The organism is Roseomonas sp. HF4, assembly GCF_005222755.1.
Classification (GTDB): Bacteria; Pseudomonadota; Alphaproteobacteria; order Acetobacterales; family Acetobacteraceae; genus Neoroseomonas.
Map to the genome: position 1 here is coordinate 247,422 of NZ_STGD01000003.1, position 24,700 is coordinate 272,121.

Consider the following 24,700-nt stretch of genomic DNA (forward strand, 5'->3'; position numbering starts at 1 on the left):
CCGCGCGCCCCTGCTCAGTGCGCGGCCTCGGCGGCGGTCGCGAGCCTGTCGCCGAGGCTGCGCGCCCAGCCCGCATGCGCATCCTGCAGGTCGACGCCGATCGCCGCGGGCACCGAGGATGCCTCGAGCCCGAGGAACCACCCCGCCGGCATCCCCAGCACCGCGCCGAGGCCGACCGCGAGGCGCAGCGTCAGCGGCTCCAGCCCCAATTCCACCCGCGCCATCCGCCGCTGGGAGATGCCGACGCGCCGCGCCACCTCGGTGGCGGTGAGGCCAAGACGGCGTCGGCGGTGGTGCAGCGCGGCGCCGGCCTGGCCGTCGAATTCCAGCCCGGCGGCCTCGGCCGCGGCGGGGTCCGCCATCGCGGTCGCCCGGTGCATGTGCTGTGACATCCTGTCGTCCTTTTCGCCTGGTCGTGCCCGGGAACGCCGCGCCCCCGGTCCGCCACGAGTGCGACCGATTCGGCTAACGCGTGGTGAAAATCCCGCGCCCTTGGGGGTGGGCATGGCGCGACCCACGACATCTTGGCCCCCGCGGGCAATTCCGCGCCGCGCCGGCTTGCCATAGGCTGATGTCTCCCAAGGCCAAGGACGCGCCCGATGCTCCCCTCCCAGCGCCATCTCTTCGACATCCCGCGGGAGGTCGCCTACATCAACGCCGCCGCCTGGTCGCCGCTGCCGCTGGCGGTGCAGGAGGCGGGGCGGCGCGGCGCCCTGCGGAAGGGCCGGCCCTGGGAGGTCGACCCCGGCCTCGGCGCGCAGCAGCAGGAACGCTGCCGCGCCGCCGCCGCCGCCCTGATCGGCGCGGCGCCGGAGGATGTCGCGCTGATCCCCTCGGTCTCCTACGGCGTCGCGACCGCGGGCAAGATCCTCGCCCCGCCGGCCGGGACGCGCGTGCTGGTGCTCGAGGACGACCACTCCTCCCCCGTGCTGGAATGGATGGCGCGCGCCCCGGCCCAGGGCTTCGTGGTGGAGGCGGTGAAGCGCCCCGCGGACGGCGACTGGACCGCGGCGGTCGAAGCGGCCATCGCGCGCCCCGGCGCGCCCGTCTCGCTCGCGTCGATCTCCAACGTCCATTGGGCGGATGGCGCGGTGATCGACCTCGACCGCATCGCCCCCGCCCTGCGCGCGATCGGCGCGGCGCTGCTGGTGGATGCGACGCACGGGGCGGGGATGATGGACCTCGATGTCGCGCGCATCGATCCCGACGTCCTGATCTTCCCGACCTACAAATGGGTGCTCGGCCCCTATGGCCGCGCCTTCGCCTACATCGCGAAGCGGCGGCAGGACGGCGTGCCGCTGGAACAGACGCCGTTCGGCCGCCGTTCGGTATCCTCCGAACGCGTGCCGTATTTCGCCGACCTCGCCTACGTGCAGAACGCGCGGCGCTTCGACATGGGCGAACGCGACCATTTCATCGGCCTCGACATGGCGGCGACGGGGATGGAGATGATGGCCGGCTGGGGCCAGGGCGCGATCGCCGAGCGCTGCGCCATGCTGACCGCGCGGCTGGAGGACGGGCTGGCCGCGGCCGGCGCCGCGCTGCCCCGGCGGAGCCTGCGCGTGCCGCACATCCTCTGCGTGTCCTTCCCTGGCGGCATGCCGGCGGGGCTGGTGGACGCGCTGGCGGCGGAGGGGGCGCATGCGGCGCCGCGTCTCGGCCGGCTGCGCATCAGCCCGCATGTCTACAACGACGAGGAGGACGTGGACCGCTTCGTCGCGGCCTTCGCGCGCGCGGCACGGCGCGCCGCCTGAAACGCGAAGGGCCCCGCGCGATGCGCGGGGCCCCCGTTGCGTCCGGTCCCGGGCGGGATCAGACGGAGTAGTACATCTCGAACTCGACCGGGTGCGGGGTGTGCTCGAAGCGGTACACCTCGCCCCACTTCAGCTCGATGTAGCTCTCGATCTGGTCCTTCGAGAACACGTCGCCGGCCAGCAGGAACTCGTGGTCGGCGGCGAGCGCCTGCAGCGCCTCGCGCAGCGAGCCGCACACCGTGGGGATGCCCTTCAGCTCCTCCGGCGGCAGGTCGTAGAGGTCCTTGTCCATGGCATCGCCCGGATGGATCTTGTTCTTGATGCCATCGAGGCCGGCCATCAGCATCGCCGCGAAGGCGAGGTAGGGGTTCGCACCCGGATCCGGGAAGCGGACCTCGACGCGCTTGGCCTTCGGGGACGTCGCATACGGGATGCGGCAGGACGCCGACCGGTTGCGGGCCGAATAGGCCAGCAGCACGGGGGCCTCGAAGCCCGGGATCAGCCGCTTGTAGGAATTGGTCAGCGGGTTGGTGAAGGCGTTCAGCGCCTTGGCGTGCTTGATGATGCCGCCGATGTAGTAGAGCGCGCTCTCGCTCAGGTCGGCGTAGCCGTTGCCGGCGAAGACCGGCTTGCCCGACTTCCAGATCGACTGGTGGACGTGCATGCCCGAGCCGTTGTCGCCATAGACCGGCTTCGGCATGAAGGTCGCGGTCTTGCCGTAGCTGTGGGCCACGTTGTGCACGCAGTACTTGTAGATCTGCATGAAGTCCGCCTGCTGCACGAGCGGGCCGAACTTGGTGCCGAGCTCATGCTGCGACTGCGCCACCTCGTGGTGGTGCTTCTCGCCGGGCAGGCCCATCTCGATCATGGTCGAGAGCATCTCCGCGCGGAGATCCTGCTCGCTGTCCACGGGGGGGACGGGGAAGTAGCCGCCCTTCACGCCCGGGCGGTGGCCCATGTTGCCCTCGGGGTAGTCCTTCAGGCTGGCCTGCGGGCCCTCGATGCTGTCGAGCTGGTAGATGCCGTAGGTGCCGCCCGTGCCGAACTTCACGTTGTCGAACACGAAGAACTCGGCTTCCGGGCCGAAATAGGCGATGTCGCCGATGCCGGTGGACTTCAGGTATTCCTCGGCCTTCTTGGCCGTGCCGCGCGGGTCGCGGTTGTAGCGCTGGCCGGTCGACGGCTCGTAGATGTCGCAGAACAGGATCATCTGCGGCTTGGCCGAGAACGGGTCCATCACCGCGGTCGACGCGTCCGGCATCAGGATCATGTCGCTCTCGTTGATCGCCTTCCAGCCGGCGATCGACGAGCCGTCGAACATGATCCCTTCCTCGAAGATCTCGGGCTCCATCGTCGAGACGTGCTGCGCCGTGTGCTGCCACTTGCCGCGCGGGTCGGTGAAGCGGAAGTCCACGTATTCGACGCTGTGCTCCTTGATCATCTCCATGACCTTGGAGACGGCGGAGCTGCCACCTGCTGCGGCGGCGGGCTTCTTGGCCATGATGTGCGGTCCTGTTCCCTGACTGCGAAAACCCCGAAATCTGTTCCGGCGCCGCGGCTTCGGTGCCCCGCGGCGCTGCCCGGCTTGCCCGGCCCGCCGGCGCATCGCGCCGACCGGCCCGGCTGTTCCGGCCCGGCAGGCGCGATGCGCCGCGTCCGGACCAGGCGCCGCCCCCCGCCGAGGAAGGGGCGACGAAATCCTTGGGCCTAGACGGCGTCCTCGCCGCGTTCGCCCGTGCGGATGCGGATCACCTCGGCGATGTCGGAGACGAAGATCTTGCCGTCGCCGATGCGCCCGGTGCGCGCCGCGGCCTGGATGGCTTCGACCGCGCGGTCCAGCATGTCGTCGCCGCAGACCACCTCGATCTTCACCTTGGGCAGGAAGTCCACGACGTATTCGGCGCCGCGGTAGAGCTCCGTGTGCCCCTTCTGGCGCCCGAACCCCTTGGCCTCGACCACGGTCAGGCCCTGCAGGCCGATCTCGTGCAGCGCGTCCTTCACCTCGTCGAGCTTGAAGGGCTTGATGATGGCCTCGATCTTCTTCATCGGCTCCTGTCCAGCGGCCTTGCGCCTTGCGGCGTCCGGCCTTCCTCCCGGTTGTGCTGCCCGGTCCGTTGATGCCCGCGTGACCTGCCCCCGTGCTGGGCTTGCCCGGGTGCGCAGGCGGTATTGCACGCACCGTGCCGGGGCAGCAATCGGACGGGGCTGCGGAAAATCGCCGGGAGGAACGGTCGATCGCCGATTTCCTGGGCGAATTGCACAATAAAAGCGCAATTTTTGCCGAAAAAGACGGCATGGCGCATGCCGCGTGGCGGGAGCCCGCCCGGTTGCCGCGCTCCGCGACCGGCCCCATAACCCCGCCACGTCACCCACCAAGGACATCGCGCCCGGCCATGCAGCCGCAGAACGCCCTTCTCTCCGCCACCGGCACCACGATCTTCACCGTCATGTCGGCGCTGGCGAACCAGCACCAGGCGATCAACCTCGGCCAGGGCTTCCCCGACTACGACGGGCCCGAGGACGTGGTCCGCGCCGCGGCGGATGCGCTGCTCGACGGCCGCAACCAGTACCCGCCCATGACCGGCGTGCCGGAACTGCGCCAGGCCGTCGCCGCCCACAATGCCCGCTTCTACGGGCTCGAGGTCGACCCGAATGCCGAGGTCGTCGTCACCTCCGGCGCCACCGAGGCGCTGACCGCCTGCCTCATGGCCGTGCTGAACCCGGGCGATGAATGCGTGCTGATCGAGCCGCTGTACGACACCTACCTGCCGGTGGTGAAGCTGCTGGGGGCGGTCCCGCGGCTCGTGCGGCTCTCGCCGCCGCATTGGGACCTGCCGCGGGAGGAACTCGCCGCCGCCTTCGGCCCGAAGACGAAGGCGATCCTGTTCAACACGCCGATGAACCCGGCCGGCAAGGTCTTCACGGCGGACGAGCTCGCCTTCATCGCGGGCCTCGTGCAGCGCCACGACTGCTACGCCATCTGCGACGAGGTCTACGAGCACCTGACCTTCGACGGCGCGAAGCACATCCCGCTGATGACGCTGCCCGGGATGCGGCAGCGCTGCATGCGCATCGGCAGCGCCGGCAAGACCTTCAGCCTGACCGGCTGGAAGGTCGGCTACATCACGACCGACCGCGGCCTCGCGCCCAATGTCGCCAAGGCGCACCAGAACCTGACCTTCACCACGCCGCCGAACCTGCAGCGCGCAGTGGCCGTCGGACTCGCGAAGGACGACGCCTATTTCGCCGGCCTCTCGGCCCATCTGGAGCAGAAGCGGGACAGGCTGGCGGCAGGGCTCGCGCGCCTCGGCTTCGGGGTGCTGGAGACGAAGGGCAGCTACTTCATCACGACGGATGTCCGGCCACTCGGCTGGAACGGGGACGACGTCGCCTTCTGCCGCACGCTGACGGAGGAGGCGAAGGTCACCGCCATTCCGGTCACCGCCTTCTACGCCAGCGAGGGCTCCCCGGATCATTATGTCCGCTTCGCGTTCTGCAAGGGCGACCACCTGCTGGACGAGGCCCTGGCGCGGATCGAGGCATGGCTCGCCGGACGCGGGGCGGCGAAGCGGGCCGCGGCAGGATGAAGGCGTCGATGCGACCTTAGCGCGACGTCTCAAAAATAAACTCGCGTTAATTCATCGTGAATCTACCCCTCGCGGTCGGGAGTAACCTATTGCCACAACATGTGGTGGCGCCTACGGGCATCGCAAAATTAAGATAATAATAGTAATTGCAGGCACGCGAGCAATCGTGGTCTAGTCCCCATCGTCGATTGCAAAAAGGGGCAGTCACCATGTCGGATACGGGACTCATGGATCGTCAGCGCATGCAGCGCTCGATCGCAGACCAACCGTTCGAGGACGGCCGCCTCGCGACCCTCCTTGGCCTGGTCGGCATCCTGATGGGCTTCGCCGCCGCGGCGGCCGGAACCTGGATCGCCTACGGCCAGGCCGGGTCGCTCGTGCCGCTGCCGGGCGGATTGCCGGCCGCCGAATCGCAGGTGGTCAGCATCTATCTTGTGGCCTGCGGCGCCATGACGGCGTTCCTCGGCGGCATCAGCATCTATCGCGCGCAGCGCTCCTGACGCGGCGCCCGTCGGGCAGGGCCGCCGCGCGATTGCGTCGGCCCGACATAAGCTGCTCCGGAATCGGCGTTTTTCGAAGCAGGACATCCGACCAGATTTTCCCGCCTGGTCGGATGGTGCCTAGGCTCCGGCGTCGCGCAGGTAAGGCTCGACGGTCCCGGTCAGCTTCAGCGTCAGCGGCCGGCCATGGCGGTCGAGCGACTTGCCCATGGACACGCGCACCCAGCCTTCGCTGACGCAGTATTCCTCGACATTCGTCTTTTCCTGACCGCGGAAGCGGATGCCGACGCCGCGCGCGAGCAGTTCCTCGTTGAAATAAGGGCTCGACGGGTCGGTGGAGAGGCGGTCGGGCAGGGTCTCGCTCATCGCTCGGCTCCTCAGGCGCCGCGGAAGACGGGGGCGCGCTTCGCGCGGAAGGCCGCGAGGCCCTCCTGGATGTCGGCGCTTTCCTTGCAGAGCCGCGCGCGCTCCTCGCAGGCCGCGACATCCAGCGCGCCGTGGCCGATCTCGTTCAGCGCCTGCTTCATGCCCTGCACCGCGAGCGGCGCCATCGACGCCAGCGTGGCCGCCAGCGCATCCACCGCGGCGTCGAGCCCCTCGGGCGGCACCAGGTGCGTCAGGTAGCCGATGCGCAGCAACTCCTCGGCGCCCAGCTTCTCGGCCGTCAGGAACAGCCGCTTCGCCGTGTTCATGCCGAGCCGCGAGACGTAGCGCCTGAGCCCGCCCGGATAGTAGTGCACGCCGAGCCGCCCGGCCGGCATGAACATCTCCATCCCCGCGACGCCCACGCGGAAATCGGCGGTCAGCGCCAGGTCGGTCGCGCCGCCATAGACGCCGCCCTGCAGGCGGCAGATGGTCGGCACGCGCAGCGCCTCGAAGCGGTCCACCAGCACGTCGAAGCCGGGCGCCTTCGCGGCCGCCTCCCTGTCCTCGGCGAAGCCGCCCAGGTGGAAGCCCGCGCTGAAGGCAGGGCCGGAGGCGGCGAGCACCAGCACGCGCAACTCGCGGTTCGCGTCCACCACGTCGAAATGCTCGAGCAGGCGCACGATGTCGCCGGGCTCGACGCGGTTGCGGTGCCGCGCGCGGTGCAGGCGGATGGTGGCCCGGTGGCCCGAGATCTCGAGGCTCGGCGGGTCCAGGCGGGGGTCTTCGGTCATGGCGGTCCTCTCGTCGCGGCCATTCTCCCCGATGGCGGGGCGGATGGCCATGGCGTCCGCGTCAGGCCGCGCGGGCATCGGCCTCGGCGTCCATCAGCGCGAGCCCCTCGGCGACCGAGACGAACTCGCCGCCGGCATCGATGCGCGCCGCGCCGAAGCGGTCCTCGAAGATCCGCCGCACGGCGGGCACGAAGGAGGTGCCGCCCGTGAGGAACACGCGGTCCACCGCGGCGGGCGCGATGGCGGCGTCGGCCAGCGCCGCGTCGACCGCGCCCGCGATGCGCGCGAGGTCAGGCGCGATCCAGCCCTCGAAGGCGGCGCGGTCGATCTCCTCGGCCAGCGCGAAGCCGCCGTGCCGGAAGTCGAGCACCGCGCAGTCCGCCACCGACAGCGCGGCCTTCACGCCCGAAACCGCGCGATAGAGCGCGTAGCCCGCCTCCTCCTCCACCAGGCGGATCAGCCAGTGCAGGCGCTCGGGATGCTCGGCGGTGCGCGCGACCTCGGCGATGTCGCGCAGCATGCGGGGCGCGCGCATCATCGACAGCCGGTTCCAGCGCGCGAAGCTCGTGAACCAGGCGGGCGGCACGGGCAGCATCTCGCCGCCCATGACGCTGTAGCCCGTGCCCTTGCCGAGGCAGGGCGCGACGACACGGTCGATGATGCGGGCATCGAAGGCGTCGCCCGCGATGCCGACGCCCGCATGGCCCAGCGCCACGACGCGCCGGGGCGACCCGCGGTCGAAGCGCAGCACCGAGAAGTCGCTCGTGCCGCCGCCGAAATCCGCGACCAGCACGACCGCCGCGGCATCGAGGCCGCGGGCGAAGCGATGCCCCGCCGCCGCGGGCTCCAGTGCCACGCGCACCGCGCCGAGCCCTGCCGCGGCGAAGCCGGCGCGCAGCCGACGCTCGCCCAGGCCCTCGTCCTGCCCCTGGCCGACGAATCGCACCGGCCGGCCCACCGTGACCCCGGCGCCGTCGAGGTCGTCGCGGAACGGCTCCAGCAAGGCGCCGAGGAACAGCCCGACCAGCGCCTCGAGGGTGTGGGTGCGGCCGAAGACCCGCGTCTCCGTGAAGCTCTGCTGCGCGAGGTAGGATTTCATCGACATGATGAGGCGGCTGTCGATCGGATCGGCGAGGTGGGCCTCGATCGCGGCCGGGCCGGCGGCGTGGCGGGCCGGCCCCGGGCCGTCGCGCCAGAAGCACAGGACGGAGCGGAACACATCGTCCGTCGCGTGGCGCAGCGTCCGGAGCGAGCCATCGGCGCGCCGCATCGCGACGACGCTGTTCGTCGTGCCGAAATCGATGCCGATGGCGGGGCGCATGCGCAGCGGGTCTCCGGGCGGGGCGCGCCTTGAACCCCGCCCGCCGCGTCCTGGCAAGCCCCGGCGCTACGCCGCCTTGGCTTCGCGCCGCCGGCGCGTCAGCACGAACTCGGTATAGCCGTTCGGCTGCGCCGCGCCCTCGAACACCAGGTCGCAGGCCGCCTTGAAGGCGGGCCCGTCGAAGCCCGGCGCCATCGGCACATAGGCCGGGTCGCCGGCATTCTGCCGGTCCACCACGGCCGCCATGCGCTTCATGGTCTCCATGACCTGCGCCTCGCTCGCCACGCCGTGGCGCAGCCAGTTGGCGATGTGCTGGCTGCTGATGCGAAGCGTCGCGCGGTCTTCCATCAGGCCCACGTCGTTGATGTCGGGCACCTTGGAGCAGCCCACGCCCTGGTCCACCCAGCGCACCACGTAGCCCAGGATGCCCTGCGCGTTGTTGTCGAGCTCCGCCTGCACGTCGGCCGGCGACCAGTTGGTGTCGCGCGCGAGCGGCACGGTCAGGATGTCGTCCAGCTTCGCGCGCCGCCCGCCCTTCGCGATCTCCTCCTGCCGCGCGGCGACGTCCACCTCGTGGTAGTGCAGCGCGTGCAGCACGGCGGCGGTGGGGGAGGGCACCCAGGCGGTGTTGGCGCCCGCCTTCGGGTGGCCGACCTTCTGCTCGAGCATCGCGGCCATCAGGTCGGGCATCGCCCACATTCCCTTGCCGATCTGCGCGCGTCCGCGCAGGCCGCAGGTCAGGCCGACATCGACGTTCCAGTCCTCGTAGGCGCGGATCCAGGGCAGCGCCTTCATGTCGTTCTTGCGCACGACGGCGCCGGCCTCCATCGAGGTGTGGATCTCGTCCCCCGTGCGGTCGAGGAAGCCGGTGTTGATGAAGACCACCCGGTCGCGCGCCGCCGCGATGCAGGCCTTGAGGTTGACCGTGGTGCGCCGCTCCTCGTCCATGATGCCCATCTTGAGCGTGGCGCGCTTCATGCCGAGCGCATCCTCGACGCGGGCGAACAGCGCATCCGCCCAGGCCACTTCGTCCGGCCCGTGCATCTTCGGCTTCACGATGTAGACGCTGCCCGCGCGGGAATTCATCCGCTTGCCGCGGATGTCGTGCAGCGCGATCGCCGCGGTGCAGAGCGCGTCCAGCACCGTCTCGGGCACCTCGGCGCCGTCCAGCGTCACGGCGTCGGTCATCATGTGGTGGCCGACGTTGCGCACCAGCATGACGGAGCGCCCGTGCAGCGTCATGGCGCCGCCGGACGGCTTCTGGAAGATGCGGTCGGCGTTGAGCCGGCGCGTCATCGTCCTGCCGTCCTTCTCGAACTCCGCGGCCAGGTCGCCCTTCATCAGCCCGAGCCAGTTGCGATAGACGCCGACCTTGTCCTCGGCATCCACGGCCGCGACGGAATCCTCGCAATCCTGGATCGTGGTCAGCGCCGCTTCCAGCACGACGTCGGAGATGCCGGCCGCATCCGTCCTGCCGATCGGATGGTCGCGGTCGAACTTCACCTCGACATGCAGCCCGTTGTTCACAAACAGCAGCGCCGTCGGCGCGTGCGGCTCGCCCAGGAAGCCCACGCACTGGCCGGGCCGTGCCAGCCCCACCTTGGCGCCGTCCTTCATCGTGACTTCGAGCGCGCCGGCCTCGAGCCCGTAGCCGGCGGCGTCGGCATGGCTGCCGCGGGCGAGCGGCGCGGCGCGGTCGAGCACCGCGCGCGCGCGGGCGATCACGGCTGCGCCCCGCTTCGGGTCGTAGCCGCGGGCCCGCGGCCCGTCCTGCGGGATCGCATCCGTGCCGTAGAGCGCGTCATAAAGGCTGCCCCAGCGCGCATTGGCCGCGTTCAGCGCATAGCGCGCGTTCGAGACCGGCACGACGAGCTGCGGCCCGGCCATGGAAGCGATCTCGGCATCCACGTCCGTCGTCGCGACCATCACCTCGCCGGGCTCGGGCAGCAGGTAGCCGACCTCCCGCAGGAAGGCGGTGTAGGCGGCGAGGTCGATGGGCTTCGCGGGGTTGGCGCGATGCCAGGCGTCGATCTTCGCCTGCAGGTCGTCGCGCTTCTTCAGGAGCGCCGCGTTCTGCGGCGCCATCTCGCGCAGGATGCGCTCCATTGCGTCCCAGAAGCGCGCGGGCTCGACCCCTGTGCCGGGCAGCGCCTCGGCTTCCATGAAGGCCTTGAGCACGGGGGCGACGACGAGGCCCTTCGTTGCGGGCATGGCAACTTCTCCTGAACGCGCGCGCCCTCCCCGGGCGCGAATGAGGGCCGCTTCCTAGGCGCAAAGCCGCCCTGGGGCAAACGCGGGGCTGCGGGGCTTGCCCGCCGCAGCCCCCGGCGCGACGCTGCCCCCGAACCTGAGGAAGGAACGCCCCATGGCCTGGATGCCGCCCCCGCATGTCACACAGCACTGGCAGGTGACCAAGCCCGGCGCCACGGGGAAGCGCGGCATGGTCGCATCCCAGGCGCGGGACGCGGCGGAAGCGGGCCTGGCCATCCTGGATGAAGGCGGCACGGCGGCCGATGCGGCGGTCGCGACGGCCTTCGCGCTGGCCGTCGTCGAGCCCTGGAACTCCGGGCTCGGCGGCATCGGCTTCGCGCAGGTGGCGGGACCCGGCCTGCCGGCCGAGACGCTCGATTTCGGCCCGGTCTCCCCGCACGCGCTCGACCCCTCGGCCTTCCCGATGACGGGGGTGATGAAGGACGACCTCTTCACCTGGCCCGAGGTGTTCGAGGACCGCAATATCCACGGGCCGCTGTCCTTCGCGATCCCGTCCTCGGTCGCGGGCTACGCGGCGCTGCACGCGCGGCACGGCAGGCTGCCGCTGTCGGTCGTGATGGCGCCGGCCGTGGCGCTGGCCAGGCGCGGCCTGGCGCAGGACTGGTTCACCACGCTCAAGATCGCGAACAGCGCCGCCGTGCTCCGGCGCTACGCGGAATCTGCGCGCATCTACCTCCCCGGCGGCCTGCCGCCCGTCGCCCCCTACCAGGGCAGCCCGGGCTTCTTCCGCCAGGGGAAGCTGGCCGAGACGCTCGAACGCCTGGCCCATGCCGGCCTGCGGGATTTCTACGAGGGCGAGGTGGCCGGCGAACTGCTCGCCGACTTCCGGGAGATGGGCTCGCCGATCAGCGCGGCCGACCTCGTCGGCTGCAAGGCGCTGGTCAAGCCGGCGCTGGAGGCCGAATGGCGTGGCAAGCGGCTGTTCCTGGCGAACGGCCTGACCGCGGCGCCGACGCTGCTGCGCGTGCTCGAGGGCATGCGCAGCGCCGACTTCTCGGGCAGGGCGCCCTCGGCCGCCTGGTATGCGCAGCTCGCGCGCGTAATGCGCGCGGCCTATGCCGAGCGGCTGGCCGGCCTCGGTGATGCCGAGCCGAAGGCCGCGGAATCCTGCACCACCCACCTGACCGTCTGCGACAAGGACGGGATGATGGTGGCGATGACGACGACGCTGCTGTCCTCCATGGGCAGCCGCGTCGTGCTGCCGCGCTCGGGGGTGCTGATGAACAACGGCATCATGTGGTTCGACCCGCGGCCGGAGGCGCGGAACGCCATCGCGCCGGGCAAGCGGCCGCTCACCAACATGTGCCCCGTGATCGCGGCCGAAGGGGGCGCGCCCTCGATCGCCGCCGGCGCTTCGGGCGGGCGGCGGATCATGGCGGCAGTGTTCCAGATGCTGTCCTACGTCGCGGATTTCGGCATGGACCCCGACCGGGCGGCGCATCATCCGCGGCTCGACGTCTCGGGGCCCGACGGGGTCACGGCCGACATCCGCCTCGGCGCCGAGACGCTGGCCGCACTGGCGAAGGACGCGGAGGTGACCGAGGTGGAGCACGCCGTGCTGCCGGTGAACTTCGCCTGCCCCAACCTGATCCGCATCGCCCCCGACGGCACGCGACACGGGACGACCGACGCCATGAGCCCCTGGAGCGCCGCTCTCGCGCAGTGACCCCGTGCGCCCGCGACTCGGCGGGCGCATTCCCCCCCGGGGGCTTTTTCGATAGCCTGCATGCCATCAGCGCCATCGGGGCCGGGTGGAGGTTCGATGTCCGTGGAGGAAGCAGGATCCGATCCGCCGGCGGACGACCCGCCGGCCGCGGCCGGGGGGCTGCACGTCGACCGGCGACGCATGCCGCGCGCCGCGGTCGAGATCCACTGCTCGGTCCATACCGGCGCCCATGTCCATAGCGCCACCATCCGCGACATCTCGGCCGAGGGCGCGATGCTGCGCGGCGTGCCGGGGCTGCTGCCGGACGACGTGCTGCAGCTGCGGCTCTCGCGACTGCCCGGCCGGCCCATCGTGGCGCTGGTCCGGGGCGTGAGCCTGCTCGGCATCCATATCGAGATCGCAGGGCCGGCCGAGCGCGCCGCCTGGCAGGAGGCGGTGCGCGATATCCTGCCCTGACGCGGCGCGCCGGCCGCGGCACGCCGTTTGCCTTGCCCCGTGCCGCGGCATCGCGCCGGGGATGAAGGCGGCAATCCTGCCTGCTTCATGATCAGCCCCCGGCCGCACCGCCGCCGCAGGGAGCAACATGATGCACCGTCGTTCACTCCTGGGCCTTGCCGCGACCGGCCTGCTCGGCGCGCCGGCCGTTGCCTCCGCCCAGTCAGGCGCCTGGCCGACGCGCGGTTCGATCCGCCTCGTCGCCCAGTTCCCGCCGGGCGGGCTGGTCGACACGATCAGCCGCCTGATCGCCCCTGTCATGTCCCAGGCACTGGGCCAGACCGTGGTGGTCGAGAACCGTGCCGGCGCCGGCGGCGTGATCGGCACCGATTTCGTCGCGAAGCAACCGGCCGATGGCTACACGCTGCTGATGAGCCATGCGTCGGTGCATGTCTTCTCGACCGCGACCATGCCGCGCCTGCCGTTCCACCCGGTCACGGACTTCACGCATGTCGGCCTGCTGGTCGAGGCGTCGAACGTCCTGCTGGTCAAGGCGGACAGCCCCTTCCGGACGCTCGAACAATATATCGCGGCGGCGCGCACGCGGCCGGTGCGCTTCGGCTCCTCGGGCATCGGCTCGGCGCCGCACCTGCTGGGCGCCATGCTGTCGGCGGAGGCGAATGCGCCCAACCTCGACCACGTGCCCTATCGCGGCAGCGCGCCGGCGATGCAGGACCTGATGGCGAACACCATCGAGTCCATGATCGACCCGATCACGACCAATGTGCGCATGCTGCAGGATGGCACGCTCCGCGCGCTCGCGGTCTCGTCGCCGCAGCGCCTGCCGGCGCTGCCGAACATCCCGACCTTCGCGGAGCTCGGCTATGCCAAGCTGACCTCGGCGCAGTGGCTTGGCCTGTCGGCGCCGAAGGGCCTGCCGCAGCCGATCGTGGACCGGCTTACCACGCTGATCCCGTCCCTGCTGACGCGGCCGGAACTCGTGACGCGCTTCGAGGAACTGCAGACGCTGCCGCGCAACCCGACGCTGTTCGCGGGCGACTTCGTGAAGATGATGGAGCAGCAGATCGGCGAATGGACCGCCGTGGCGCGGCAGTTCAACATCGTCGTGACGTGACGAAGGTGGGGGGAGGGGACCCTCCCCCGATCCCCCTCCCTGTCCTGGAACCTGGCGCCGACCTCCGCGGTGGGTCCCGAAGCACCCGACAAGATGGAGGGGTGAGCGAGAAGGTCTGCCTCCCCCTGGCGTCACTTCATCCCCGCCTGCGCGCGGCACCAGCGCGCCACCTCCTCATGCGTGCCGAACCACACGCCGGGCCTGCCCTTCATGTACTCGACCAGGCGGTCGAGCAGCACGATGCGGCTGCGGTGGCCGATCACGTGCGGATGCATGGTCAGCAGGAACAGACCGCCTTCGGCATAGGCGCCGTCGAACTCGGCGCGGAAGATCTCCTCCACCGACGAGGGCGGCGTGTAGGGCCTGAGCGCCGAGAAGCGCACCATGTTGAAGTAGACCGCGTCGTCGCGGATCCATTCGGGCGGAAGCTCCACGATGCCCGTAGCCTCGCCCTGGACTTCCAGCTCATAGGGATCGTCGTCCCCCATCAGCGAGGAATCATAGAGCAGGCCCATCTCCCGCACGATGTTCATCGTATCGACGGAAAAATCCCACGACGCCGTCCGGATGCCGACCGGCCGGCGGCCCGACACCTTCTCGAGCGTATCGGCCGCGCGCATCGTCAGCTCGCGCTCGACACCCGGCGGCAGCTGCGTGTTCGCCTCGTGGATCCAGGAATGGATGCCGATCTCATGGCCTTCCTCGGCAACCGCGCGCACCTCCGCCGGATGCAGCAGCGCCGAGACCGCCGGATAGAAGAAGGAGGCGCGTACCCCATGCCGGTCGAGCAGTGCGCGGATGCGCGGCACCCCCTGCCTGGCGCCGTACTGGCCCTGGCTGATGCGCATCGGGCTCTCGTCGGAATCGCGCAGCGGGATCGTCTCGTGGTCCGCGTCGAAGGACAGCGAGACGGCGCAGCGCGCACCCCCCGGCCAGGCCTTCGGCGCCAGGGAGCGGCCCGCGCGGGCGCGCCCCACGATGCTGCGCCATTCCGGCTCGGACCAGTCCCAGGGCTTCTTGGGCGTCTCGCTCATCGGTGATCTCCGTGCATCCGCGGATGGCACGGTAGTTGCGGTGCCCGCGCGGTCAACAGGCAGCGGGGGACCCCACCATGGACATCGGCGTCTTCATCCCGATCAACAACAACGGCTGGCTCATCTCGGCGGCCGCGCCGCAATACATGCCGTCCTTCGAGCTGAACAAGGCGGTGGTGCAGAAGGCGGAGGGCTACGGGATGGAATTCGCCCTCTCGATGATCAAGCTGCACGGCTTCGGCGGAAAGACCGAGTTCTGGGACCACGGCCTCGAATCCTTCACGCTGATGGCCGCGCTCGCCTCCGTCACCAGCCGCATCAGGCTCTATGCCTCGACCGCGGTGCTAACACTGCCGCCGGCCATGGTCGCGCGGATGGCGGCGACCATCGACGACGTCTCGGGCGGACGCTTCGGCGTCAACATCGTCTCGGGCTGGCACAAGATCGAATACAGCCAGATGGGCCTCTGGCCGGGTGATGAGCATTTCGGCAAGCGCTACGACTACAGCACGGAATACGTGCGCATCCTGCGCGAGCTGTGGGAGGAGGGGCGCTCCGACATCAAGGGCGACTACTTCCGGATGGACAACTGCGTCCTGAGCCCGCGCCCGCCCCGCCGCATCCCCGTGGTCTCGGCCGGCCAGTCCGACCGCGGCATGGAATTCGCCGCCGAGTGGTGCGAGTACAATTTCTGCCTCGGCGAAGGGCTGAACGAGCCCACGAAGGCGGCGGGCGTGCCCGCCCGCGTGCTCGCCGCCGGCCAGAAGACCGGCCGCGATGTCGGCGCCTACATGCTCTACATGGTCATCGCCGACGAGACGGACGAGGCCGCCTTCGCCAAGTGGGATTCCTATGTCGCGGGCGCCGACCAGGAGGCGCTCGCGCACCTGTTCGGCAAGGCGGCGGAGGACAAGACCGCAGGCGCCGATTCCACCGCCGCCGCCATGACGCGCGCGGCCAACCCCGTGAACTTCAACATGGGCACGCTGGTCGGGTCCTACGCGAAGGTGGCGCGCATGCTGGACGAGGCGGCGAGCATGCCCGGCGTGAAGGGCATCATGCTGACCTTCGACGACTTCATCGCCGGCATGGACGCCTTCGGCCAGCGCATCCAGCCGCTGATGCAATGCCGCAAGGACCGCATGCCCGCCGCGGCATGACTTGATGGGCGCGGGGCGGGGGGACATGGTGCGGCCATGTCAGACACCGACCCCGCGCTCATGTCCGCCGAGACGCTTCTCGGCCTCTATGCCCGCCGGCGCCTCTCGCCGGTCGAGGCGCTGAAGGCCGTCCTCGAGCGCGTCGCCCGCTACAACCCCTGGGTCAATGCCTTCGCCGTGATGAACCCGCGCGCGCTGCAGGCGGCCGGGGAGAGCGAGGCGCGTTGGGCGGCCGGCCGCCCGATCGGCCCGCTCGACGGCGTGCCCGCCACGGTCAAGGACCTGCTGAACCTTGCGGGCTTCCCGACGCGGCGCGGCAGCCGCGCCACCGACGCGACGCCCGCCACCGAGGACGCGCCGGCGGTCACCGGGCTGAAGGAAAGCGGCGCCGTCATCCTCGGCAAGACGACCACGACCGAGTTCGGCTGGAAGACGCCGGGCGACTGCCCGCTCAACGGCATCACGCGCAATCCGTGGAACCCGAACCGCACGCCGGGCGGGTCGTCCTCCGGCGCCGGCGCGGCGGGGGCCGCCTGCTTCGGCCCGTTGCATATCGGCACCGATGCCGGCGGCTCGATCCGCATCCCCGCGGCCTGGTGCGGGCTCGTGGGCGTGAAGCCGTCCTTCGGGCGCATCCCGCAATGGCCGCTCGGCGCCTTCGGGCATGTCGCGGTGGCGGGGCCGATGACGCGCACGGTGCGCGACGCCGCGCTGATGTTCGGCGCCATGGCGCGGCACGACCTGCGCGACCCCTATTGCCTGCCGGACGAACCGCGCGACTGGCGGCAGGGGATCGAGGAGGGCGTCGCGGGCCTGCGTGTCGCGGTCGTGCGCCGGATGGGCTTCGAGCCGCCGCTCGACGCGGATGGGGAGGCGGTCCTGGCGGGTGCCGCGGCGATGCTCGAGGAGCAGGGCGCGATCGTCGAGGAAGCCGACCCCGGCCTGCCCGACACCCGCGCCATCTTCGGACGCGTCTGGGGCGTGGCGCTGGCGCGCGTCGTCGCCACGGTGCCGGACGACAGGCGCGACCTGCTCGATGCCGGCATCCTGGACGTCGCGCGGAAGAACGGCGGCATGTCGGCGGTGGACTACCTGGCCGCCGAGGCGATGCGCCTCGAGGCCGCGCATGCCATGGCGCGCTTCCACCAGCGCTACGACCTGGTGCTGACCGCCTGCACGCCGACCGCCGCCATCGCGGCCGACCAGCCGACGGTGCAGCCGGACCTGGCGCTCTGGCGCGACTGGGCGCCCTGGACCTTCGCCTTCAACCTGACCCGCCAGCCCGCCATCAGCGTGCCGGTGGCGCTGGACGCGGACGGCATGCCGCGCGCGGTGCAGGTGGTGGCCGCGCTCTATCGCGACGACCTCGCCTTCCGTGGGGCCCGCGCGTTGGAACGCGCGGCGACGCTGCCGCTCGCCAACCCCGAGGAGACCGCGCTCAAGGCGCCGCTCGCATGACCGGGGACGCGACACCAGGCGACGACGACGACGTCTATGACGAGGCGAGCGGCGAGTGGCGCCCGGCCTCGGAGGTCGCGGCGGCGGCGGCCGCGGCTGCGCGCGTCGTCGTGCGCGACGCCGCGGGGTATGAACTGGCCAATGGCGGCCAGGTCACCCTCATCAAGGACCTGAAGGTCAAGGGCGCCGGCACGACGCTGAAGCAGGGCACCGTCATCCGCGCCATCCGCCTGACGGAGGATCCGGAGTTGATCGATTGCCGCCACAACGCCATCAAGGGCCTGGTGCGGCGCGCCGAATTCGTGCGCAGGCGTTGAATCGGGAGAATTCCATGCGGCTGGTGACATTCCGGGACGGCAGCGGCACGCGCATCGGCGCGCTCGACGAGGCGGGGGCGGTGCTCGACCTTGCCGCCGCCGACCCCGCGCTGCCGGGCGACATGCTGGCGTTGATCCGCGGCGGGGAGGGTGCGCTCGCGGCGGCGCGCGCGGCTGCCGGCAAGGCGCCGATCGCCGAGGGCGTGACGATCATCGCGCCCATCCCGCGCCCCGCGAAGAACGTCTTCTGCGTCGGCAAGAACTACCACGAGCACGCGAAGGAATTCGCCAACAGCGGCTTCGACGCCACCGCCAAGGAAGTGGTGCCCGAGGCCCCGGTCGTCTTCTCCAAGCCGCCCACCAGCGTGAGCGGCCCGCACGACCCGATCCCCTCCTACCTCGATGCCTCGGCCAGCACGGACTACGAGGGCGAGATCGCGGTCGTGATCGGCAAGGGCGGGCGCGGCATCAGCGAGGCCGACGCCTACGCCCACGTCTTCGGCTATACCATCGTCAACGACGTGACCGCCCGCACGACGCAGCACCGGCACCGCCAGTGGATTCTGGGCAAGGGCATCGACGGCTACTGCCCGATGGGCCCGGCGATCGTCACGGCGGATGCCGCGGGCGTGCCGCCGCGCCTGTCGATCTCCACCTGGGTGAATGGCGAACTGCGCCAGCGCGCGAGCTTTGGCGACCTGATCTTCGGCATCCCGACGCTGATCGCGGCGATCAGCGCGGGCATCACGCTGGAGCCCGGCGACATCATCGCGACCGGCACGCCCGCCGGCGTCGGCATCGGCTTCACGCCGCCGAAATTCCTCAAGCCCGGCGACGTGGTGCGCATCGAGGTGCCGGGCATCGGCGTGCTGGAGAACCCCGTCGCCTGAGGCGACACCAACCGGGAGGGAACGACAATGAAGCGACGCGACATGCTGGCCGGCACGGCCGGCCTCGCGCTGGCGCCGGGCCTGGCCTCGGCCCAGGGCGACTACCCGTCCCGACCCGTGCAGATGGTGGTCGCCTTCCCGCCCGGCGGGCAGGCGGACATCGTCGCGCGACCGGTGTCCGCCGCGCTCGAGCGTCTCTGGCGCCAGCCCGTGCCCGTGGTGAACCGCGGCGGCGCGGGTGGCGCCATCGGCAATGCCTCTGTCGCGCGCGCGCAGCCCGACGGGCATACGCTGCTGATGGCGCTCTCCTCGCTCGCCATGCTGCCGGAGGCCGATCGGCTGAACGGCCGCACGCCCTCCTATACCGTGGACCAACTGGCGCCGATCGCGCTGATCACGGCCGACCCGACGGTCCTGGTCGTGAAGGCCGACGCCCCCTGGCGCACGCTGGAGGAGTTCGTCGAGGACGCGAAGCGTCGCCCCGGCGCCATCACCTATTCCTCGGCCGGCAACTACTCGACGCTGCATGTGGCGATGGCGATGTTCGCGGGCGCAGCCGGTATCGACATGCTGCACGTGCCCTTCCAGGGCGGCGGACCGGCGATGACCGCGCTGCTGTCGGGGACCGTGCAGGCGCTGTCGTCCGGCCCCGGCCCGGCGCTGTCGCAGGTGCGGGACGGCAAGCTGCGCGCGCTGGCGCAATGGGGCGCCACCCGCGCGCCGGGTTTCGAGACCGTGCCGACCTTCATCGAGAAGGGCTTCCGCGACGTCGAATTCTACATCTGGGCCGGCGTCTTCGCCCCGGCCGCGACGCCGGCGCCGATCCAGGATCGGCTGCGCGCCGCGCTCCGCCAGGCGGTGCGGGACGACGCGCTCAAGACCGCGCTCGGTGCCGCCGGCAGCCCCATCGACTTCCGCGAGGGCGCGGCCTTCGAGACCTTTTTCCGCGAGGACAGCGCGCGGCTCGTGCGCGCCGTGCAGCGGATCGGCAAGATCGACTGACGCGTTGGGGGGAGAAGGGAACCTTGCCCCCCAAACCCCCCCTCAACCTTCTTTGGAACCAGGTGCCGGAGAAGGGAAGGCGCTCGGGGGAGGCTCGCCTCCCCCGACCTTATCAACCGCCGCGCCTTGCGCGACGCGGTTGCTCCGCTAGCCTCGCCGCCGAAGCGAGGGAGACGGGCATGAACAACGTGGCTTCGGGCGCGGCATGAGCGGCACTTCCGTCGGCCGGCCCGTGCGCATCGCCGTCGACATCGGCGGCACCTTCACCGACCTGCAGGTGCTGGATGCGCGGGACGGCATCGCGCGCGCCTGGAAGACGCCGACGACGCCCGAGGACCCCTCCATCGGCCTGCTCCGCGGCGTGACGGAGGCGGCCGGGCGCTTCGGCTTCGCGCTGGCGGATGTCGGGCTGCTGCTGCACGGCACGACCATCGCGACCAATGCGGTGCTGGAACGCAAGCTGGCCCGCGGCGTGCTGCTCACGACCGCCGGCTTCGAGGATGTGCTCGAGATCAACCGCCACGTCCGGCGCGACATCTACGGCCTGGCGCCCGACCCCTTCCCGGTGCTGGTGCCGCGCGACCGGCGCCTGCCGGTGCCGGAACGGATGCGCGCCGACGGCTCGGCGGAGATCCCGCTGGACGAGGCGGCGATCCCGGCGCTGCTCGACCGCGTCGCGGCGCTGGGGGCGGATAGTGTCGCCGTGTCGCTGCTGCACGCCTACGCCAACCCGGCGCATGAGCGGCGGCTGGCCGGGATGCTGCGCGCCGCGCGGCCCGACCTGCCGGTCTCGCTCTCCTCGGATGTCTCGCCCGAGATCCGCGAATACGAACGCACCTCGACCACCGTGCTGAACGCGCTGCTGGTGCCGGTGGTGAAGGCCTATCTCGACCGGCTCGAGGCGCGGCTCGGGGAGGGCGGGTTCCACCCGCTCGTGTTCCTCGTGCAGTCGAATGGCGGCGTCTGCAGCCTGCGCATGGCGGCGGAGCAGCCGGCGCGGCTGCTGCTGTCCGGCCCCTCGGGCGGCACGCTCGCGGCCGGGCGGCTCGCCGGGCTCCTGTCGCGCCCGAACCTCGTCGCGGTGGACATGGGCGGCACCTCCTACGACGTCTCGGTCGTGCAGGACGGGCGCGTGTCGGTCATCACGCAGGGGGAGATCGACCGCCTGCCGGTGCGCCTGCCGATGGTGGAGATGCGCACGATCGGCGCCGGCGGCGGCTCGATCGCCGCGGTCGATGCCGGTGGGCGGCTGACGGTTGGCCCGCGCAGCGCCGGCGCCACCCCCGGGCCCGTCGCCTATGGCCGCGGCGGCACCGAGCCGACCGTGACGGACGCGAACCTGGCGCTCGGACGGCTCGACCCCGACTTCTTCCTGGGCGGCATGATGCGGCTCGACATGCCGGCGACGCGCGACGCGCTGGCGGCGAAGGTGGGCGGCCCGCTCGGCCTGTCCGTCGAGCAGGCGGCGGAGGGGATCCTGACCGTCACCAACGCCAATCTCGGCGCCGCGATCCGGCTGTCGCTGTTCGAGAAGGGCCTCGATCCGCGCGATTTCTGCCTGCTGTCCTTCGGCGGCGCGGGCGGGTTGCACGCGACCGAGGTCGCGGCGGAACTCGGCATGACGGAGGTCGCCTTCCCGCGCGAGCCGGGCACGCTCTCGGCCCATGGCATCCTGTTTTCGGACCTGACGCAGGACATCGCGCGGTCGCGCGTGCTGCGCGCGGCGGCGCCGAGCCTGCCGGCGCTGGCCGAGGGCATCGCCGCGCTGCGCGCCGAGGCCGATGCCCGGCTCGCGGCCGACGGCATCGCCCCCGGGCGCCGGCGCGTCACCATTGCGGCCGACATGCGCTACCACGGCCAGGCCTTCGAACTGCTGGTCCCCTGGGGAGAAGTGGCGGCACCGGATGCGGGCGACCTCGCCGTGCTGGTCGAGGATTTCCACGCCATGCACCGGCAGCGCTTCTCCTACGCAAACCCCGGGGAGGCGGTGGAGATCGTGACGCTACGGGCGACCGCGACCGGCCTGCTCGACAAGCCCGAGGCCGCCGAGCCACCGCCCGCCGAGCGCCCCGCGCGGAAGGGCCTGCGCCGCGTGCACGAGGGCGGCGCCTGGCGGGAGGTGCCGGTCTGGGACCGCGAGGCGCTGGGCGCCGGAGACGTGATCGAGGGCCCCGCGGTGGTCGAGGAAGCCTTCGCGACCCACTGGATCGCGCGCGGCTGGACCGCCCGGCCCGGCCCCGCCGGCACGCTGATGGCGCGGAGGGATGCGGCATGACGCTCGGGCCCATCGAGATCGAGGTGATCCGCAACGCGCTGACCGCCGCCGCGGCCGAGATGGACATCACAATCTGGCGCACCAGCCGCAGCACCATCGTGCGCGAATTGCTGGACTACTCCACGGCGGTGTTCGACGCCGAGGGCAACAATGTCGCGCAGTCGGCGCGCATCCCGCAGCACCTGAACTCGATGGGTGCCGCGCTGCGTACGCTGCTCGACCGCTTCGTCGTCGCCGACGAATGGGGCGAGCATGACGTCGTCGCGACCAACGACCCCTATTGCGGCGCGCAGCACCTGAACGACGTGCTGGTTTTCAAGCCGGTGATGCACGAGGGCCGGCGCGTCGCCTATGTCGGCGCGCTCTGCCATCACATCGACATGGGCGGCATGGCGCCCGGATCCTACGCCGCGACGGCGACCGAGGTGTTCCAGGAGGGGCTGCGCATCCCGCCGCTCAAGCTCGTCGAGAACGGGCGGCTCAACCGCGCGGTCTGGGAGATGATCGGCCAGAACGTGAGGAAGCCCGCACTCATGCTGGGCGACCTGCAGTCGCAGCTGGCCTCGCTCGATGTCGGCGCGGCCTCCATCCGACGCCTCGCCGCGCGCTACGGCGCCGAGGGGCTGGTCGAGGCGACGGCGCGCATCCTCGACATGAGCGAGGCGGCGATGCGCGCCGCCATCCGCGCCATGCCCGACGGCCGCTACGAGTTCGAGGATTTCCTCGATGACGACGGCATCGACCCCGAGCCCGTGCGGCTGCACGCCGCGGTGACGGTCAGGGGCGACGAGATCGAGGTCGACCTTTCCGGTTGCGACGACCAGCGGCGCGGGCCGATCAACTGCACGCCGGCCATGTCCGACTGCGCCGTCTACTACGCCGTGATCGCCGCGACGGACGGGGCGATGCCCGCCAATGCCGGCTGCTACCGGCCGATCCGCATCATGCACCGGGAGGGCAGCGTGACATCCTGCCGCGCGCCCGCCTCGGTCGCGCATCGCATCGCGGTCGGCCATCGCCTGGCCAACGTGATGTTCGGCTGCCTGCACCAGGCGCTGCCGGACCGCATGCCGGCCGCCTATTACGGCGGGTCCTATGTCGCGACCTTCCAGACCGAGGCGGCGGACGGATCGCGCGAGGTGCTGGTCGAGATCGAGATCGGCGGCACGGGCGCCGCACCCGGCAAGGACGGCGTCAACGCCTGGTCCTTCGGCATGCACAACAACGCGAACATCCCGGTCGAGATGATCGAGAGCCAAATGCCGCTGACCATCACGCGCTACGGGCTGCTGCCCGGATCGGGCGGCGCGGGGGAATTCCGCGGCGGGCTCGGGCTCGTGCGGGAATGGCGGGTGGACAGCCCGGCCGCGGTCTTCACCGCCAACATGGACCGCTTCCGCTTCCCGCCCTACGGGCTGGCGGGCGGGGGGGCGGGCAGCCTCGGCCGGCTCACGCGGGTCAGGGACGGCGCCGAGACGCCGATCGCGCCGAAATCGGATGGCGTGAGGCTGCGCGCGGGGGATGTCGTGCGGCTCGAGACCTCGGGCGGCGGCGGGTTCGGCGACCCTGCCGGGCGCGACGCCGGGGCCGCGTCCAGCGACGCGGCGCTCGGCTACGTGCCGTGACCTTCGACCCGGCCGCGCATCGCGTGGTGCCCGAGCAGCGCTGGTTCGAGGACTTCGCCATGGGCGAGCGCTTCGTCCTGCCGAGCCGGACCATGACGGAGGCGATCTTCCTGGCCTTCCAGGCGGCGTCCGGCGACAACCACCCGGTCCATTACGACGTGGAATACTGCCGTGCGCGGGGGATGCCGCACATGCTGGCCCATGGCTACCAGGTTCTGGTCCAGACGGCGGCCGGGGCGGGGATGTTCCCGCACATGGTCGAGGAGAGCCTCAAGGGCTTCCTCGACCAGTCGAGCCGCTTCCTGCATCCGGTCTTCGCGGGCGACACGCTCTACCCGGCGCTCGAGGTGGACGAGGTGACGCCGCAGCGCACGACCGGCATCCTCGGACTTCGCAGCACCGTCCACAACCAGAAGGGCGCGCTGGTGATGGACGGGCGGCAGCGCTACCTGCTGCGCCGCCGCCCGGCCTGAAATCACGACCGCCGCACGCCGTCCCACGGAGGAAAACCATGGCCCGCATTCCCTACGCCGACCTCGCGCATCCCGACCATGTGGAGGCGGCGGAGGCGATCCGCGCCTCCCGCAAGCGGGTCGGGCACCTGCATCGGATGCTGCTGCACGCGCCGCCGATCGCCGCCGGCTGGATCACGATGTTCGACGCCATCCGCTGGAAATCGACGCTGTCGGGCAAGCTGCGGGAGCTCGTCATCTGCCGCATCGCCGCGATCAACGGCGCGTCCTACGAATGGGAGGCGCATGCGCCGATCGCGCTGAAGGAGGGTGCCACGCAGGCGCAGCTCGATGCGCTCCGCGACTGGCAGGGGAGCGATGCCTTCGACGCCGGCGAGCGCGCCGCGCTCGCCTATTGCGACGCCATGACGCAGCGGGTGCATGTGCCCGACGACGTGGCGAAGGCCGTGCGCGACCTGTTCCCGCCGCGCCAGCTGGTCGAGCTGACCGCGACCATCGCCGGCTACAACTGCGTCTCCCGCGTGCTGGAGGCCCTCGAGATCAAGGGCACCGACCCGCTGGCGCCGGGCTGACCGGTCCAGCCGGACGGGATCGGGGGACGGGGCAAGGATCGCTTCTCCCCCTCAGGGTTTCGTCCCCG

The 24,700-nt window shown here is 71.3% G+C and carries 23 protein-coding genes; 15 read left to right on the top strand and 8 right to left on the bottom strand.

Annotated features, from left to right (window positions below):
* Positions 1 to 14 precede the first annotated feature (14 nt).
* Positions 15 to 392 (bottom strand): helix-turn-helix domain-containing protein, encoded by a 378-nt coding sequence (locus E8M80_RS25815; RefSeq protein ID WP_170979236.1) that lies wholly within the window; start codon positions 390 to 392, stop codon positions 15 to 17.
* Positions 393 to 599: 207 nt separating this feature from the next.
* Here E8M80_RS25815 and E8M80_RS06780 point away from each other — a divergent pair, with 207 nt between their 5' ends.
* Positions 600 to 1,754: an aminotransferase class V-fold PLP-dependent enzyme gene (locus tag E8M80_RS06780; RefSeq protein ID WP_137124906.1), complete on the top strand. Its 1,155-nt coding sequence runs from the start codon at positions 600 to 602 to the stop codon at positions 1,752 to 1,754.
* A gap of 58 nt (positions 1,755 to 1,812) precedes the next feature.
* On the opposite strand, the gene glnA is transcribed toward E8M80_RS06780, so the two are convergent.
* Positions 1,813 to 3,255 carry a type I glutamate--ammonia ligase gene (glnA, locus tag E8M80_RS06785; protein WP_137124907.1) on the bottom strand — a complete coding sequence of 481 codons (1,443 nt, stop codon included), beginning with the start codon at positions 3,253 to 3,255 and terminating at the stop codon, positions 1,813 to 1,815.
* Positions 3,256 to 3,461: 206 nt separating this feature from the next.
* Positions 3,462 to 3,800 (bottom strand): P-II family nitrogen regulator, encoded by a 339-nt coding sequence (locus E8M80_RS06790; protein WP_137124908.1) that lies wholly within the window; start codon positions 3,798 to 3,800, stop codon positions 3,462 to 3,464.
* A 347-nt stretch (positions 3,801 to 4,147) separates the two neighbouring features.
* Here E8M80_RS06790 and E8M80_RS06795 point away from each other — a divergent pair, with 347 nt between their 5' ends.
* Complete coding sequence (locus E8M80_RS06795) at positions 4,148 to 5,341, top strand: aminotransferase (RefSeq protein ID WP_137124909.1); 1,194 nt, start codon at positions 4,148 to 4,150, stop codon at positions 5,339 to 5,341.
* A 242-nt stretch (positions 5,342 to 5,583) separates the two neighbouring features.
* Positions 5,584 to 5,841: a hypothetical protein gene (locus E8M80_RS06800; protein WP_206035585.1), complete on the top strand. Its 258-nt coding sequence runs from the start codon at positions 5,584 to 5,586 to the stop codon at positions 5,839 to 5,841.
* A 120-nt stretch (positions 5,842 to 5,961) separates the two neighbouring features.
* Here the strand turns inward: E8M80_RS06800 and E8M80_RS06805 are convergent, their stop codons facing one another.
* The 4 genes from E8M80_RS06805 to E8M80_RS06820 form a co-directional block, all read right to left on the bottom strand.
* Complete coding sequence (locus E8M80_RS06805) at positions 5,962 to 6,207, bottom strand: DUF3297 family protein (protein WP_137124911.1); 246 nt, start codon at positions 6,205 to 6,207, stop codon at positions 5,962 to 5,964.
* An 11-nt stretch (positions 6,208 to 6,218) separates the two neighbouring features.
* Complete coding sequence (locus E8M80_RS06810) at positions 6,219 to 6,998, bottom strand: enoyl-CoA hydratase/isomerase family protein (RefSeq protein WP_137124912.1); 780 nt, start codon at positions 6,996 to 6,998, stop codon at positions 6,219 to 6,221.
* Between the two features lie 61 nt (positions 6,999 to 7,059).
* Complete coding sequence (locus E8M80_RS06815) at positions 7,060 to 8,319, bottom strand: Hsp70 family protein (RefSeq protein ID WP_137124913.1); 1,260 nt, start codon at positions 8,317 to 8,319, stop codon at positions 7,060 to 7,062.
* A gap of 66 nt (positions 8,320 to 8,385) precedes the next feature.
* Positions 8,386 to 10,530 (bottom strand): malate synthase G, encoded by a 2,145-nt coding sequence (locus E8M80_RS06820; RefSeq protein ID WP_137124914.1) that lies wholly within the window; start codon positions 10,528 to 10,530, stop codon positions 8,386 to 8,388.
* A gap of 154 nt (positions 10,531 to 10,684) precedes the next feature.
* Here E8M80_RS06820 and E8M80_RS06825 point away from each other — a divergent pair, with 154 nt between their 5' ends.
* The 3 genes from E8M80_RS06825 to E8M80_RS06835 all read left to right on the top strand — a co-directional run bounded on the left by E8M80_RS06825 (position 10,685) and on the right by E8M80_RS06835 (position 13,826).
* Positions 10,685 to 12,256 carry a gamma-glutamyltransferase gene (locus E8M80_RS06825; protein WP_240789922.1) on the top strand — a complete coding sequence of 524 codons (1,572 nt, stop codon included), beginning with the start codon at positions 10,685 to 10,687 and terminating at the stop codon, positions 12,254 to 12,256.
* A gap of 96 nt (positions 12,257 to 12,352) precedes the next feature.
* Positions 12,353 to 12,712 carry a PilZ domain-containing protein gene (locus tag E8M80_RS06830; protein ID WP_170979237.1) on the top strand — a complete coding sequence of 120 codons (360 nt, stop codon included), beginning with the start codon at positions 12,353 to 12,355 and terminating at the stop codon, positions 12,710 to 12,712.
* Between the two features lie 130 nt (positions 12,713 to 12,842).
* On the top strand, positions 12,843 to 13,826 hold the full coding sequence (locus tag E8M80_RS06835) for a tripartite tricarboxylate transporter substrate binding protein (protein ID WP_170979238.1): 984 nt from the start codon (positions 12,843 to 12,845) through the stop codon (positions 13,824 to 13,826).
* Between the two features lie 131 nt (positions 13,827 to 13,957).
* Here the strand turns inward: E8M80_RS06835 and E8M80_RS06840 are convergent, their stop codons facing one another.
* Complete coding sequence (locus E8M80_RS06840; protein WP_137124917.1) at positions 13,958 to 14,860, bottom strand: polysaccharide deacetylase; 903 nt, start codon at positions 14,858 to 14,860, stop codon at positions 13,958 to 13,960.
* 77 nt (positions 14,861 to 14,937) lie between these two features.
* Here E8M80_RS06840 and rutA point away from each other — a divergent pair, with 77 nt between their 5' ends.
* From rutA to E8M80_RS06885, 9 genes are all read left to right on the top strand, one after another.
* On the top strand, positions 14,938 to 16,020 hold the full coding sequence (rutA, locus tag E8M80_RS06845; protein WP_137124918.1) for a pyrimidine utilization protein A: 1,083 nt from the start codon (positions 14,938 to 14,940) through the stop codon (positions 16,018 to 16,020).
* A 36-nt stretch (positions 16,021 to 16,056) separates the two neighbouring features.
* Positions 16,057 to 17,478, top strand: coding sequence for an amidase (locus E8M80_RS06850; RefSeq protein WP_137124919.1), 1,422 nt, complete (start codon positions 16,057 to 16,059; stop codon positions 17,476 to 17,478).
* Positions 17,475 to 17,795 (top strand): alkylphosphonate utilization protein, encoded by a 321-nt coding sequence (locus E8M80_RS06855; protein WP_137124920.1) that lies wholly within the window; start codon positions 17,475 to 17,477, stop codon positions 17,793 to 17,795. Before E8M80_RS06850 ends, E8M80_RS06855 begins: the two co-directional genes overlap by 4 nt.
* A 14-nt stretch (positions 17,796 to 17,809) precedes the next feature.
* Positions 17,810 to 18,685 (top strand): fumarylacetoacetate hydrolase family protein, encoded by an 876-nt coding sequence (locus E8M80_RS06860; protein ID WP_137124921.1) that lies wholly within the window; start codon positions 17,810 to 17,812, stop codon positions 18,683 to 18,685.
* 27 nt (positions 18,686 to 18,712) lie between these two features.
* The gene (locus E8M80_RS06865) at positions 18,713 to 19,687 is read left to right on the top strand and encodes a tripartite tricarboxylate transporter substrate binding protein (protein WP_137124922.1); all 975 of its coding nucleotides are present in this window, start codon (positions 18,713 to 18,715) and stop codon (positions 19,685 to 19,687) included.
* 205 nt (positions 19,688 to 19,892) lie between these two features.
* Positions 19,893 to 21,962, top strand: a complete 2,070-nt coding sequence (locus E8M80_RS06870) for a hydantoinase/oxoprolinase family protein (RefSeq protein ID WP_137124923.1) — start codon at positions 19,893 to 19,895, stop codon at positions 21,960 to 21,962.
* On the top strand, positions 21,959 to 23,587 hold the full coding sequence (locus E8M80_RS06875) for a hydantoinase B/oxoprolinase family protein (RefSeq protein WP_137124924.1): 1,629 nt from the start codon (positions 21,959 to 21,961) through the stop codon (positions 23,585 to 23,587). Before E8M80_RS06870 ends, E8M80_RS06875 begins: the two co-directional genes overlap by 4 nt.
* Positions 23,584 to 24,060: a MaoC family dehydratase gene (locus E8M80_RS06880; RefSeq protein ID WP_240789923.1), complete on the top strand. Its 477-nt coding sequence runs from the start codon at positions 23,584 to 23,586 to the stop codon at positions 24,058 to 24,060. Before E8M80_RS06875 ends, E8M80_RS06880 begins: the two co-directional genes overlap by 4 nt.
* A 38-nt stretch (positions 24,061 to 24,098) precedes the next feature.
* The gene (locus E8M80_RS06885; RefSeq protein WP_137124925.1) at positions 24,099 to 24,632 is read left to right on the top strand and encodes a carboxymuconolactone decarboxylase family protein; all 534 of its coding nucleotides are present in this window, start codon (positions 24,099 to 24,101) and stop codon (positions 24,630 to 24,632) included.
* Positions 24,633 to 24,700 lie beyond the last annotated feature (68 nt).

Bases quoted from the DNA above. Each gene is read 5' to 3' on its own strand.
- E8M80_RS06810 (WP_137124912.1), bottom strand. From the start codon at position 6,998: ATGACCGAAGACCCCCGCCTGGACCCGCCGAGCCTCGAGATCTCGGGC.
- glnA (WP_137124907.1), bottom strand. From the start codon at position 3,255: ATGGCCAAGAAGCCCGCCGCCGCAGCAGGTGGCAGCTCCGCCGTCTCC.
- E8M80_RS06820 (WP_137124914.1), bottom strand. From the start codon at position 10,530: ATGCCCGCAACGAAGGGCCTCGTCGTCGCCCCCGTGCTCAAGGCCTTC.
- E8M80_RS06795 (WP_137124909.1), top strand. From the start codon at position 4,148: ATGCAGCCGCAGAACGCCCTTCTCTCCGCCACCGGCACCACGATCTTC.
- E8M80_RS06860 (WP_137124921.1), top strand. From the start codon at position 17,810: ATGCGGCTGGTGACATTCCGGGACGGCAGCGGCACGCGCATCGGCGCG.
- E8M80_RS06840 (WP_137124917.1), bottom strand. From the start codon at position 14,860: ATGAGCGAGACGCCCAAGAAGCCCTGGGACTGGTCCGAGCCGGAATGG.
- E8M80_RS06855 (WP_137124920.1), top strand. From the start codon at position 17,475: ATGACCGGGGACGCGACACCAGGCGACGACGACGACGTCTATGACGAG.
- E8M80_RS06865 (WP_137124922.1), top strand. From the start codon at position 18,713: ATGAAGCGACGCGACATGCTGGCCGGCACGGCCGGCCTCGCGCTGGCG.
- E8M80_RS06885 (WP_137124925.1), top strand. From the start codon at position 24,099: ATGGCCCGCATTCCCTACGCCGACCTCGCGCATCCCGACCATGTGGAG.
- E8M80_RS06790 (WP_137124908.1), bottom strand. From the start codon at position 3,800: ATGAAGAAGATCGAGGCCATCATCAAGCCCTTCAAGCTCGACGAGGTG.
- E8M80_RS06825 (WP_240789922.1), top strand. From the start codon at position 10,685: ATGGCCTGGATGCCGCCCCCGCATGTCACACAGCACTGGCAGGTGACC.
- E8M80_RS06805 (WP_137124911.1), bottom strand. From the start codon at position 6,207: ATGAGCGAGACCCTGCCCGACCGCCTCTCCACCGACCCGTCGAGCCCT.
- rutA (WP_137124918.1), top strand. From the start codon at position 14,938: ATGGACATCGGCGTCTTCATCCCGATCAACAACAACGGCTGGCTCATC.
- E8M80_RS06800 (WP_206035585.1), top strand. From the start codon at position 5,584: ATGCAGCGCTCGATCGCAGACCAACCGTTCGAGGACGGCCGCCTCGCG.
- E8M80_RS06780 (WP_137124906.1), top strand. From the start codon at position 600: ATGCTCCCCTCCCAGCGCCATCTCTTCGACATCCCGCGGGAGGTCGCC.
- E8M80_RS06835 (WP_170979238.1), top strand. From the start codon at position 12,843: ATGCACCGTCGTTCACTCCTGGGCCTTGCCGCGACCGGCCTGCTCGGC.
- E8M80_RS25815 (WP_170979236.1), bottom strand. From the start codon at position 392: ATGTCACAGCACATGCACCGGGCGACCGCGATGGCGGACCCCGCCGCG.
- E8M80_RS06870 (WP_137124923.1), top strand. From the start codon at position 19,893: ATGAGCGGCACTTCCGTCGGCCGGCCCGTGCGCATCGCCGTCGACATC.
- E8M80_RS06850 (WP_137124919.1), top strand. From the start codon at position 16,057: ATGTCAGACACCGACCCCGCGCTCATGTCCGCCGAGACGCTTCTCGGC.
- E8M80_RS06875 (WP_137124924.1), top strand. From the start codon at position 21,959: ATGACGCTCGGGCCCATCGAGATCGAGGTGATCCGCAACGCGCTGACC.
- E8M80_RS06830 (WP_170979237.1), top strand. From the start codon at position 12,353: ATGTCCGTGGAGGAAGCAGGATCCGATCCGCCGGCGGACGACCCGCCG.
- E8M80_RS06815 (WP_137124913.1), bottom strand. From the start codon at position 8,319: ATGCGCCCCGCCATCGGCATCGATTTCGGCACGACGAACAGCGTCGTC.